The sequence below is a fragment of the Sphingobium sp. B1D7B genome (assembly GCF_025961965.1).
In the GTDB taxonomy this organism is placed as follows: Bacteria; Pseudomonadota; Alphaproteobacteria; order Sphingomonadales; family Sphingomonadaceae; genus Sphingobium.
On record NZ_JAOQOR010000001.1, the window covers coordinates 1,135,972 to 1,148,399 of the forward strand.

The 12,428-nt window shown below is 61.1% G+C and carries 9 protein-coding genes and 1 tRNA gene; 5 read left to right on the top strand and 5 right to left on the bottom strand.

The window, feature by feature from the left end:
* Positions 1 to 202 precede the first annotated feature (202 nt).
* Together M2336_RS05310 and M2336_RS05315 are read left to right on the top strand one after the other, a co-directional pair.
* The gene (locus tag M2336_RS05310) at positions 203 to 1,645 is read left to right on the top strand and encodes a HEPN domain-containing protein (RefSeq protein WP_264592624.1); all 1,443 of its coding nucleotides are present in this window, start codon (positions 203 to 205) and stop codon (positions 1,643 to 1,645) included.
* Positions 1,646 to 1,896: 251 nt separating this feature from the next.
* Positions 1,897 to 2,886 (top strand): DUF2971 domain-containing protein, encoded by a 990-nt coding sequence (locus M2336_RS05315; protein WP_264592625.1) that lies wholly within the window; start codon positions 1,897 to 1,899, stop codon positions 2,884 to 2,886.
* Positions 2,887 to 3,044: 158 nt separating this feature from the next.
* Here the strand turns inward: M2336_RS05315 and M2336_RS05320 are convergent, their stop codons facing one another.
* Together M2336_RS05320 and M2336_RS05325 are read right to left on the bottom strand one after the other, a co-directional pair.
* Complete coding sequence (locus tag M2336_RS05320; RefSeq protein WP_264592626.1) at positions 3,045 to 5,291, bottom strand: AAA family ATPase; 2,247 nt, start codon at positions 5,289 to 5,291, stop codon at positions 3,045 to 3,047.
* 6 nt (positions 5,292 to 5,297) lie between these two features.
* Positions 5,298 to 6,038: a helix-turn-helix domain-containing protein gene (locus M2336_RS05325; RefSeq protein ID WP_264592627.1), complete on the bottom strand. Its 741-nt coding sequence runs from the start codon at positions 6,036 to 6,038 to the stop codon at positions 5,298 to 5,300.
* A 1,090-nt stretch (positions 6,039 to 7,128) separates the two neighbouring features.
* Here M2336_RS05325 and M2336_RS05330 point away from each other — a divergent pair.
* Complete coding sequence (locus tag M2336_RS05330) at positions 7,129 to 7,329, top strand: helix-turn-helix domain-containing protein (protein ID WP_264592628.1); 201 nt, start codon at positions 7,129 to 7,131, stop codon at positions 7,327 to 7,329.
* Here the strand turns inward: M2336_RS05330 and M2336_RS05335 are convergent.
* Both M2336_RS05335 and M2336_RS05340 read right to left on the bottom strand, forming a co-directional pair.
* Positions 7,326 to 8,513, bottom strand: coding sequence for a tyrosine-type recombinase/integrase (locus M2336_RS05335; RefSeq protein ID WP_264592629.1), 1,188 nt, complete (start codon positions 8,511 to 8,513; stop codon positions 7,326 to 7,328). The two genes, M2336_RS05330 and M2336_RS05335, sit on opposite strands and share 4 nt — an antisense overlap.
* Before the next feature lie 173 nt (positions 8,514 to 8,686).
* Positions 8,687 to 8,778, bottom strand: a tRNA-Ser gene (locus tag M2336_RS05340).
* A 363-nt stretch (positions 8,779 to 9,141) separates the two neighbouring features.
* On the opposite strand from M2336_RS05340, the gene M2336_RS05345 reads away from it, so the two are divergent.
* Together M2336_RS05345 and M2336_RS05350 are read left to right on the top strand one after the other, a co-directional pair.
* Positions 9,142 to 10,299, top strand: coding sequence for a M23 family metallopeptidase (locus M2336_RS05345; protein WP_264574235.1), 1,158 nt, complete (start codon positions 9,142 to 9,144; stop codon positions 10,297 to 10,299).
* Positions 10,238 to 10,651, top strand: a complete 414-nt coding sequence (locus tag M2336_RS05350; RefSeq protein WP_264571390.1) for a bactofilin family protein — start codon at positions 10,238 to 10,240, stop codon at positions 10,649 to 10,651. The genes M2336_RS05345 and M2336_RS05350 overlap by 62 nt, the downstream gene beginning before the upstream one ends.
* A 31-nt stretch (positions 10,652 to 10,682) precedes the next feature.
* Here the strand turns inward: M2336_RS05350 and M2336_RS05355 are convergent, their stop codons facing one another.
* Positions 10,683 to 12,263 carry a peptide chain release factor 3 gene (locus M2336_RS05355; protein WP_264574236.1) on the bottom strand — a complete coding sequence of 527 codons (1,581 nt, stop codon included), beginning with the start codon at positions 12,261 to 12,263 and terminating at the stop codon, positions 10,683 to 10,685.
* Between the last annotated feature and the right edge of the window lie 165 nt (positions 12,264 to 12,428).

Genomic DNA, 12,428 nt, shown 5'->3' on the forward strand with positions numbered 1-12,428 from the left:
GATTGGGGTTCGCCAAGAGGATGATGCGGCCGCCGGTCCGCTTCCGACCAATCCAAGTCGTTCGTCGAATGATGTCCGAAAGACCGGTTTGCCGAGAACCGGTCGTTCGATTAAGGAGCGTTGGCCGGCCTGCGGATCCTGCGCAAGCGGAGCAAACCTGCCAAAAGCGCTTGATTCACAATTTCATCAAGGAACGCTGACCATGGCTTGCCCGCCCCCCGGTCTTTACGACAGTTTCACCGAACGAGGCCTGTTCTGGCTCGCCGGCAAACACAAGGACGAGGTCCCCGGCACGCTTGCCTATGACCCCGAAAATGGGGCCGTGCTCACCCTGCTTGGGATGTTTGGCAAGGTGCATGAGTCGTTCAGGCGTGCGCTGGGCGGCTCTCGCGAGGGAGAGGCCGTGATCCACGGCGTGACCATGAAGGGCAAACCCGTCAGCCTGCTGCACGCGCTCGACACCAAGCACCAATTTCACATGCCCGGCATCGCCAGCGAAACTTGGACTTCCAATCTGATGGTGATTGGCGCCCACATCACCAGCTCCGAGGAACCGATCTTCCCCAAATGCTATTTCCGCTTCGACGAGATCGAGACGTGGCTCAAGCACAGTCCGTTCACCGCGACACATGACACAGAGGCAAAAACGCTGAACGTCCTTGCCGAGAAGCCGAGGGAAACGCCCTTCGCCTCTCACGCCGAGTTCAATGTAAGCACGGTCGGCAGCCTATTTTCGGACAATAAACCCGATACCCGTTTCGTCATTGACGTCATCAGCCAGATTGCGATCACCCCACCAGAGCCGCGCTCGCTCGACTGGCATCTCGACCGCGCGGCGCGGCTGCAGGAACTCGCCTCGCTGTGCACCGGCCACTATCTGCCGCTGACATCGTTCGAGCTGCGCGGACCCAATGTCGAACTGGGCGGTGGCGGTACCGTGCCCTCCGAAGTTCATCTCTATTCTCGGCTGATCCATGGCGAGAGTGGCCTCGCAAGGACGACGAAACGCCGCACGCCGATCATCACCGGACCTGAACTCATCCGCTTCAATCCCCAAGCCGTACAGCACTGGTTCGACCAGTTCGAGGCATTCGATCCGGCGCTGCGGCTGTTCTTCACCATCACGGCCCAGCGCCAGATGTTCACCAACATCCAGCTCCTGCTCGCTATCCAAGCGCTCGAGGTGTTCCATCGCCGGACCGGCGGCGATACTGTGATGCCGGAGGCGGATTTTGCTTCGTTCGCCGATGACATGACGGCCGCGATCCCGGCCAGCGCCAACCCGGACATGCGCGAGAAGCTGGAATCGCTCTATCGCTTTGCCAACGAGCCGAGCCTCAAGCAGCGGCTGCGCGCGATCATCGCATCCCTGACACAAGCCTTTGGCGAGGCGCCAGGCGGGTTCAATGGAAAGTTCCTGCGCAAGCTCGTCGACACGCGCAACTATTACACCCATTTTTCCGAAGAACTAAGCGAGCGGACGTTCGACGGCGAAGGCATGTACTGGGCGACCCGACGGGTGATCCTGCTGCTGACTTTGTTGTTCCTGCAGCGAATTGGGCTCGCCGCCGCTGACATCAAGCCCCTGCTTGAGCGGCACCGGGAATTCGCGCAGCTTTGGGCGAAGGCCGACCGGCCGCGATGACCGGCGCCGACCAGAGCCAGTCGTTCGCCGGTCGGCTTTTGAACGGCGGCTTTTGCTGTAACTTGCCATTCGCCCAGCGCGAAGCCGCTTGGTGGAGACGCGCCGCAAGTGGGCCGTATTGCGGCTCGACGAATAGGTCCGCAAGTCGCCGTTTGCTCAGTCATGCGGGAAACACGCATTCGGGTCGGAAACTGCCATGCGCAGCGGCTGCCGGCGTGAAAACTAAGACCTGTGCGTATATAAGCCGCGCGATGGAGACGCCACCGAAACTATACCGCTACCGCCCGCTGGAGGATGGACTTCTCGATCGCGAGCTGGGCGCACTTCGAGACAGCTATCTTTATGCGCCGCCGTTCGCGGCCATGAATGACCCGATGGAGGCGTTTTACGAGACTGGCGGTCCCGGCGATCGAATCATCAACGCGATGCTGGCACCCGCCGGCAAGCATATCGACGGCATGTACGGCATGTTGTCCGAAATGATCGACCGTTTCGCGCTAGTCTCGTTCGCTGGCACGTACGAAGACCTGCCGATGTGGGCCTATTATGGAAGCAACTTTGGGGGAATGTGCCTGGAGTTCGACACGGCCGAACTGGCAATCGGGGATTTCCAGAGCGAGAAGCTGCGGCCCGTCACCTACGCCCGTGACGCCCTACCACCGCTCACGATGACGGATATGGCGCCCGAATGTCTTGAAGAGGCCGTGATCGCCCGCATCACCCGCAAGCGCGCCGAGTGGGCTCATGAAAAGGAATGGCGGTTTATCGCCGGTGAGATCGGACCGAAGCATTACCTGGACGATGCACTTAGGCGCGTGTTCCTCGGCCCACGGGTCAAGCCTGAGCACGCGGCGCGCGTTTGCGAGATATTGGACAGGCGCCCAGTTGAGGTGCTGCAGGGCGAGATACGTGGCTTCGAACTGAGATTTCGTAGCATCAAGCCTGCGCGACCGATGGACGAATGCGAGCGAGTAGGTGCCGGAAGATTTGAGCCGCAGGACATCATTTACAAGCAAGACGAGCTGGAGGCGTTCGTCGGGGGCGCCTTGGACGCGCTCCTCGATGAGTGCCGCCGGACTGCGCTCCGCCCGAACCTGGAGGAGATTGCGGACTTCAATGTTTCTGGGAACCGCAAGGGGGCGCTGTTTATCTGGGCGATATATAAGCTAAGAAGCGGCCGAGACGTGTATCACAAACGCTACTTTGATCGGCAAATGCGTTACTTGCCGGAGAATGACTGAAGGGGCCTTCCAGCGCCACGCCGCGGGAAGCGCGTCTACGTCTTGAGTCTCTAGGTGAAGCCGCCCAATTTGCCCGAACGAACGTGAACTTTCAAATCCGACCCAAGAGCACCCATGAGCAAGACCCCGACGCCGAGCTGCGTCAGGATCAAAGGGCGTCAAGCCGTGCAAAGTGCCTTGAGACCGTTGTAATGAACCGGCGCCAACGCCTCGATCATCTCCAGCAGGAACCCGATATTGGTTTTTGTCTCTTCGACGAGGGCGGGGTCGAAACCTTTGCCGGTCGGATGGGATTGATCGTTCACGAACTTGTAGATCGCCGTTTTCTTATGCTCGTCGAATGCCACCTCCTCCAACTTGAGGTACGGCTTCTTCGCTGACGGCGTGTAAAATTCCAGGAAGGTCTCAAGAACTTTTCGAGCAATGTTCGGAAGGTGGTAGGCGTTGGCGATCGTGCCGTCACAGGTGTAGCTATACAATTGCTTGAATAGATAGTGGTACTCTGTAGCGTAATTTCTCAGCATGGGGTCCAGTGGAATGATGCTGGCGTTGCGCTTGTCGCCATTCTCGTCGCAGCGGATCATATAATATTGGGCAGCTTTCTTGTTATGCTGGTGCCAGTTGAGCAGTAGCCTCAAGAAATCAAAATTGTGGGTCAGGATGAAGACCTGCTTGGCGTTCTTGACCCCGGCCTTGAGGAACGAGAATGCCTGATAGATAGCCGAAGCGTCCAGGCTGGAGATCGGGTCGTCGATCACAACGACCCCTTCCGGAACATCGAAATCCTGATCGCCGAGCTGAACCAGGAAATAGACAAAGGCGATTGCGGTCTTCTCTCCCTCGCTCAGCCGCTTGGCGGGTTTGCCGCGACGCTCGACCCGATAGCCCTGTGCGTCGGACTCGAACTTGAGATCGCTGCGGCCGAGGAAGGTGACGACCTGCTTGGTCAGCGTCTCGCTGGCGGTGTGTGCGCTCGATACCTTCGCGCGCTTTTCCTCGAACGACGTTTTGAGCGCGTTGAGACCGCGCGCATCGTCCAGGTCGGCCGCGCCGTCGGTGAGCTTGGCTACATCGGCACGCATTGCTGAGACCTTGTCGTTCAGCTCTTTCACAGCGCTGGCAATGCTCGACAGATAATGGACCTCTATCGCCGTTCGCGCGGCCGTCAGTGTCTCGGCGAAGGCAGCGGTCTTGGCATTGTTCTTATCGACCAGCGCCGTCACTGCGCCGATCGTGGCGACAAGCGCCGGTGTGTCAATTTCGATCATCACCTCATAAGCGGTCGTGCGACGCTCCTGTTTCTCCGACAGGATCTCTAGCAGTCGCTCGACGCCCGTGCGGACCGTCGTCATGGCGTCGCTGAACAGCTGCACGGCCTGGTCGATAGGCTCGCGCATTTCGGAATAGAAGGCCGAGCGCGGCGGCGGGGCCATGCTCTCAATTGCGCTCAAAATGTCCACGGCAAGTTGTGCCGTAGCCGCGACATCCGCCTTTAGCCGCTGGTCCTCGACGCCGAAATGGGCAGCAAGCTGGTCCATCCGCTCGGCCAACAACGGTTGTGCGCAGAATTCGCAGGAGGTTGAGGCATGGTCTCGGTGAATGGCGAGACCATCTTCAACCCACTTGGCGATAGCGGGCTGCTCGCTCAGCCGCGCCAGCGCGTTCCCTTGCGCAGAACGTTGCGTGAGCGTCTGCGCGCGGTCGACCGCGATCGCGATCCATTCGGCGAGGCTGCGCTCGACGCCATCTGCTTGCAGGGCGACCTGCGGCTGCACGAACCGTGCGATCGCCTCCTGCTGCTCCTGATGGACGGTGACACGATGCAGCTCCAGCTCGGCATCGGACAGGATTTGCGGATCGGTGATCTTGGCGAAAGCCTGTTCGGCATTTTGCTTGCGATAGGTTCGCAGGGCTGTGCCGCTGGTGGCCTCGCTGATCGTCTTCGCGATCTCCGAGAACCGCTTGCCCCGGTCTGTCTCGACCTTGGCGATTGCATCGTTGAGGTCTCGGATCCGCGTCAGCCGGGCATCATAGATTGCCTGCTCGGCTTTCGCCTCCTCCGCGAGCGCCTTATTCTCTTCGCCGACGATCAGGATGTGCCGAAGCGGGCCTTTGAACTGACCGATATTCGCCTCGATGAAATCTGCGTTGAAGACCCGCACCTTGCGCCCATAGGGCGTGCCGTGGCCGACCTTCCCTGAGGCGGACGTGATCTCGTAGGTCAGGTCGGGATAATCCGGGTGCTGGCCGTCGCCCAGCGCAGCGAGCAACCGCGTCAGGGTTGTCTTACCCGACCCATTATGACCGTAGATGCAGTTGTAGCGCGCAAATTCAGGCAGATCGTTCGCGGCAACGAAGCTGTCGAATACGCCGAGCTTCGCGATCTTCTTGACGGTTTGCAGCATGGCGCGTCACCAGCCCTTCAGCACGAACGGTTGGCCATGATCGACCGGCACCCGCACGCTGGTTTCGCCATATTCGCCTGGCGGAGCGAGCGCGATGATGAAGCGGGAGCGCATCTCACTCGGCTCATCCTCGGGCGGAAGCGTGTGGCGCTCCGGCAGCGTCCGGAACAGGTGTGTATGATAGATCCAGATATCGTTGCCGCGCAGGAGGACCATGAGCTGTCGGATGCGGCGGCGAAGCGCGATCTCCTCCACCGAGGTCGGGCGATCCAGGCTGCTCCGTTCGCTCCACGTCAGGGACGTGAGAATCGCGATCAGCTCCTCGGCATATTCGCCGGTCTCTTCATTCAAAGGCACCATGATCTCGCAGACGAAGTCGTGAACGTGGCTGGCCTCCTTGAACAGGATGCCCTCATCCATTGTTACGTTGGCGAGATCATAGTCGAAGCGCGGAACGAGCCGATCCTTGCGGAGGTCAGCAAGGATCGTATCAAACACGGTTTCGCCGTCCGCGGCGACAAGCTGTAAGGCAGATTGCCGAACCGTAATCTGTTCACGGTGCACGCCTAAATTCTTTGCCAAGAGGTCCATAGTCGCTACGGAAATGGGAGCACTCTCGTTCTCAATCTGACGCAATTTGCGTTCGCTGACGCGCACGGCGTAAGCGAGTTCCTTCTGGGTCGCGTTGCTCTCCAGCCCAAGTCGCAACGCTTCAATGCGCGGGCCATCGGGGATGATCTGCTTCATGTGTGACTCCTCAACCTTTGCTGAGAAGCCCAGTATCCTATCGTCGACATGCCCGGTCGGCACCCCACCGGCAAAGACCGGCACACGGCCGGCATCGCGCAAATGTCCGAAGCAAGGAACATATCCCCCCAGATTTATTTTGCCGTATCACGCTCGATGCTTCGTGAGGGCCTCTCTAGTTACCGCTTGGCGCTCGAAGAGAGCAAGACAACAATCCGCGTAGCGCCGAAATGGCACCGACGAGCGAGTGCTGAACGTCCGGTTCTGACAAGAGCTACCGCTCTGCACGTAGGTCGCGAAAGACAGGAATGTCCCAACGTCGGTCGATCGCTAGGCCGCGCCAGTATGCTGAACGAAGGGCAGCTTTTGAGGAGCCATTTGAAGCAGTGGAATGTCGGTTATCGGGGCGACATCAGCCCAATCAGCCCATTTGTGCATCGCCAACTTCAACCCTCTTGGTTGGCGGCAGCCATAGCTGCCCCGGGCCTGCCGGAGACCAGTTTGCTCTAGCTGCCGCGATGGGGGTGTTGCCAGGTGGGACGGATGGTCGTCGTGGTGGTCAGGTGCCACGCGGCTCTCCCCGAGTTTCGACACTTTGCAACATGCGCGATGTCGCGCCGCGGACGTCCGCCGTCCTCGTATGCTGATCTGAAGAGGCGTCTTTGTCCCGCTCTACGCATCGCCAACTGGCGTATCCCACTCCGCGCGGCGCTTAGCTCCCCTCCTCGCCCGCTTACTTCTTGTTTCGAAAATGTTGCAACGCTCGATCAGTGCTCATGCGCGGATCTTCGCGAGCATAGCGCCTATTTAAATCGTGAAGCCACGACGCATTTTGACGCACCCAATGAAATGTCTGGGGCCGCCTCAAATGGCACTAGTAAGATTTTCCTACCCCTCTCAGAGAAGCGTTTGCCGCTATAGGATCTGGGCGATGTCTGGCGCGCGAATTCAATATCGAGCGAGATTGCAAGCAGAATTTGAAAACTTTCACTTGTGAATACCGTTCTCACAAGTGGATCTTGTCGCGCCCGGCCCAGATGATGCGCTTGTTCCTGCCGGCCCGCACAGGCGCGGGCAGGAGACCATTATCATGAACACCCACGCACAAATGTTTCACGCGCCTCGCCAACTGACTGTCCGCGTCCCGGATGCCCTTGCCATGCTGGGGATCGGCCGCACGAAGCTCTACGCTCTCATCGGCAAGCGGGAGATTGAGACGATCAAGATTGGGAAGGCGACCCTCATTTTGGTGTCGAGCCTCGAGGCGTTCGTCGAACGGCAGCGCAGCTAGGCTGCGCTATCGCAATAGCTCGCCCAATCATCCATCAGCGCACGGCGCTTTTCGAAAAAGTCTGTGCGCCGATAGGCTGCTTCCACCTTGTTCTCGAGTGTGTGGGCCAAAGCGGCTTCCGCGACCTCACGGGGATAGTCGGTCTGGTCGGCGCACCAGTCCCGAAAACTGGATCGAAATCCATGGACCGTCACGTTGAGGTCCATGCCGCGCACCAATTGGAGCAAGGTCATATCGGACATCAGAAACCGCGTGTTGCTATCGACGGTCCGCTCAACACTCCGTCGGCCTTGCCCTGGAAAAATAAGATCGCAGTAGTCGACCCGAAAGCTTTCTGCCTCACGGAGCACAGCCTGTGCGGCCGTCGACAATGGAATAGAATGCGCCTTGCCCGCCTTCATCCTCTCCGCCGGGATGATCCAGACGGAACGGTCGGCATTAAGCTCGCTCCACCGTGCACCCCGCACTTCTCCCGATCGCGCGGCGGTGAAGAGCAAAAGCTCCAAAGCGAGCCTGCTGATGCTGAGCTTACGCTCGCGAAGACTAAGGACAAACATCGGCACCTGTTCGTAAGGCAGTGCTTCAAAGTGCCCGTCCTTCTTCGGTTGCCTGGGTAGACCGCGTGCGAGAGAGCGCATCGGCGCCTCGGTCGCGCGATAGCCTTTGACATAAGACCAATCGAGCACAGCCCCGATCCGCTGCTTTACCCGCCGTGCCGTTTCCGGGATGTCCAGCCAAATCTCTGCGAGAACATCGCGGATCAGGGGGCCGTCAATCGCATCGACCTTGAGATCGCCAAGCTTGGGCCAGGCATATTTTTCCAGGGTCGTCAGCCACTGATCGGTATGTTTGCCATTTTTCCAGGCCTTGCATTGCTCGGCATGCACCAAACGAGACGCCTCGCGAAAGGTCGGAATGACGACGGTCACACGGCGCTTCTCTTCCAGCGGAGATACGCCACTGCGCGCGACCTTGCGCAGTTCCATCGCTTTTTCTCGCGCTTCGCGCAGCGACACCAGTTCGGCCTTGCCCAAACCGATGTCCTGTCTCTTGCCGTTGGTCTGTATACGGAGGATCCAACTGCGACCGCCAGTTTTGCCAATCTGCAGCATCAGGCCATCGCCATCAGCGTATTTGCCGGGCTCGGTCAGGTTCTTCACTTGAATCGCTGTCAGCTTTCCCATGAGCAACATGTACCGCAATTAGGGTAGCGGCGAAAGTTCCTTCCCCACACTCATCCCCACACCCAAGGTCGGATGTGGACGAAAATGCGCGAATGGACGCGGAGGCGGAAACCCAGAAAAGTCCGGAATTCCGGTGAAAAGGGGACGTCGGCGAAGTCGGGCGAACAAGGAAATGGCGGAGACGGAGGGATTCGAACCCTCGGTAGCCCCTTAAGGCTACGACGGTTTAGCAAACCGCTGGTTTCAGCCACTCACCCACGTCTCCGCGCTCACCGGGGGAAGTGGCGTCCCGTACCGGCTGAGAGCGGCCTATAAACAGGCTGTTCGTGCATGGCAACGCCCAGCGTCGCCTGTTTCTAGAAAGGCTGCAATTTATCGCGCCAACAAGCTCTGGTAGGCAGGCGTGACGGGGATCGCAAAATGATGCGACTCGACGCAGTGCCCGGCGGCGGTTTGGTGGCAACCGGACGCGAACCAACGCGGAACACGCGCCGCCGTTCCACCATCATTCATCGACTCGTCGTGTCCACTTTTCGACTCATCGCAGGGCTTGGCGCCGCGATTCGCTTGCGATGGGTCGCTCTGGTAGCCGCCGTGGCACTTCAAACGATATAGAACAGAGCAATCCTTGTCCGCTGACAAAACCAATTCCGGGGGTGTGATCGCACGTCTGCTGTCTCTCGCGCCCGAGCGGGAGATTTTTCTCCGCACTGGCGGACGCGTGCGCTTCATCCGTATCTCCACCCGCTTCCAGATCGTCGCTGCCAGCGCGCTGGCGGTGCTGGCTTTGCTCTGGGCCATCGGAACGTTTGCGATCCTGTGGAATCAGGCCAGCCTGCTTCTCGAGCGCGGCCATGTCGCGCGGGATCGGGCCGAGGTTCTCTCCCAGCAGGCCAAGGTGAAGGCCTATCGCGAGTCGGTGAACGATATCGCTCAGGATATCGAGCAGCGGCAGAAGGCCCTCGATGAACTGCTGCGCTCCAGCCTCGGCACGGGGATCGAAGAGGGCGGCGCAGGTGCGCCCGCTGACGGTCCGGAGGTCAGCAAGCCGCTGAGCGCGGCGTCCCCCGAGGCCTCGCGGCTGGAGGCGCTACGGCGTCATCAGGAAGTGCTCGAGACGCGCCTGGCTGGCGCGGTCGAACATCGCCTTGCGGCGGTCGAAAAGGCGATCCGCAGTTTCGGCCTCGATCCGGCCCGCATGGCGGTGCGCGAGCGGGGGCAGGGCGGTCCCTTCATTCCCGTCGCCTCGATTGTCGCCGACCAGCCGGAGCTGCGGGATATCGCCCTGCTGCTGACCCGTCTCAACACCATGGAAGCTGCGCTGGCGGCGATCCCTTCCGGCAAGCCGACGGCCGCGCCGATGACCACCAGTTCTTATGGCTATCGGCGTGACCCCTTCAACGGCAGCCTCGCGTTCCACGGCGGCATCGATTTCCGGGGACGCATGGGTCAGCCCATCCTCGCCGCCGCGCCCGGCACGGTGACCTTCGTCGGCACCAAGCATGGCTATGGCAATGTCGTGGAAGTCGACCATGGCAAGGGCCTCTCGACGCTCTATGCGCACCTCTCCGGCTTCAATGCCAAGCCGGGCCAGAAGGTGGCACGCGGCACCCAGATCGCGCGCATGGGATCCACGGGCCGTTCGACCGGCACGCATTTGCATTTCGAAGTCCATGTCCATGGCGCGGCCGTCAATCCGCGTCCCTTTCTGGAGGCACGCAGGGATGTTCTCGAAGTCCAGCAAACGGCCAAGCGGCGCGTCGCCGACAGTGGCAACCGGGGCTAAGCACACGCCGTTCTCGATCCTCGGCAGCGATGTCAGGATCACGGGCAATCTGGAAGCCAGCGTGGATCTGCACATCGATGGCACCATCGAGGGCGACATTGCCTGCGCGGCGCTGGTGCAAGGCGCCGAAAGTCGCATCGCCGGCCATGTGAAGGCCAAGAGCGCCCGGATCGGCGGCCTGATCGAGGGATCGATCACGGCGGAGGAGCTGGTGGTGGAGGCGACAGCCCGGATCACCGGTGATGTGAGCTATGAGCGCATCACCATCGCCACCGGCGGCCAGATCGACGGGCGCATGACGCATAGCGGCCAGCCGACCGAACTCAAGCTGATCAAGAGCGATGTCGGGTAAGTGAGCAGGAGGCCGGGGCTAACCCCTCCGATCAGCGCTCGCGTGTGGCGCTGAAACTGATGTCCGGGTTGCGCTCGGCCTGATAGCCCACATCCCATGCCGATCTGGCGAGGAAGACGGGGTTCTCGTCGCGGTCCTTGGCCATGCTCGTCCGATTGATGCTGGCGAAGTCTTCCAGCTTCTTGGTCTCGCCGGTCAGCCAGCGGGCCGTGTCGAACGGCGCCGGTTCCAGCACCGCGCCGACCTTATATTCCGCCTCCAGCCGGCTGATCAGCACATCGAGCTGCAGCTGGCCGACGACGCCGATGATCCACTGGCTCCCGATCTCGGGATAGAAAACCTGGATCACGCCCTCCTCGGAGAGGTCGTCCAGCGCCTTGCGCAATTGCTTGGTCTTGGTCGGATCCTTGAGCGCGATGCGGCGCAGGATTTCCGGCGCGAAATTGGGCAGGCCGGTGAAGCGCACGTCCGCTTTCTCACTCAGCGTGTCGCCCACGCGCAGCGTGCCGTGATTGGGGATGCCGATGATGTCGCCGGGGAATGCCTCGTCGGCAATCTCGCGGTCCTGCGCGAAGAACAGGATCGGGGAGTGGACGGCGATCGGCTTGCCGCTGCCGGAGGGTGTGAGCTTCATGCCGCGGCGGAACTTGCCCGAGCACAGGCGCATGAAGGCAATGCGGTCGCGGTGCTGCGGGTCCATATTCGCCTGCACCTTGAAGATGAAGCCGGTCACATCGCTGCGCTCGGGCTCGACCGGCGCGGGCTCGGCCGGTTGGGTGCGGGGCGGCGGGGCGTGGGCGGCGAGCGCATCGATCAACTCGCCGACACCAAAGCGCTTGAGGGCGGAGCCGAAATAGACCGGCGTCAGATCGCCATGGCGATAGGCGGTCAGGTCGAACGCGGCATAACCAGCCTGCGCCAGTTCGGCCTCTTCCCGCAGGCGCGCAAGACCTGCGGCGGAAAGGACGGTGGTGAGCTTTTCGTCGTCCAGGCCGGTGAGCTGGGTGAAGCTGCCGTCGAATTCCTTGCTCGGGCCGACCGGCTGGTAGAGCCGGTTGGTGGCAAAATCGTAGATGCCCTCAAACTCGCCGCCCATGCCGACCGGCCAGCTCATCGGGCAGACATCCAGCGCGAGCGCGTCGGCCACTTCGTCCAGCAGCGAGAAGCTGTCGCGCCCCTCGCGGTCCACCTTGTTGACGAAGGTGATGATCGGCACGTTGCGCAGGCGGCAGACCTCGAAGAGCTTGCGCGTTTGCGGCTCGATGCCCTTGGCAGCGTCGATGACCATCACGGCGCTGTCGACGGCGGTCAGGGTGCGGTAGGTGTCTTCCGAGAAGTCCTCGTGTCCCGGCGTATCGAGCAGGTTGAAGGTGATCACGCTGCCATCGGGCTGGGTGCGCTCGAAGGTCATGACCGAGCTGGTCACCGAGATGCCGCGCTGCTGCTCGATCTTCATCCAGTCCGAGCGTGCGCGCCGGTTCGCCCCGCGCGCCTTCACTTCGCCGGCGAGGTGAATGGCGCCGCCGGCGAGCAGCAGCTTTTCGGTGAGTGTCGTCTTGCCCGCGTCCGGGTGGGAAATGATCGCGAACGTGCGGCGGGAAGGGATCGTCATAGCAAGCGTCTAATCCAGGGAGCGAGCGCGCCGGGCGTGGTCGGGCCGGCACCAAATGTGGCGCTGCTATAGGGGCTGGGGCGGCGATCCTGCAAGGCGCGGCTTTGCACAGGGCGAGCGTGGCGTGGGGCACCGAAGGCGCGCGCTCTTCCTATCCGCGCACGA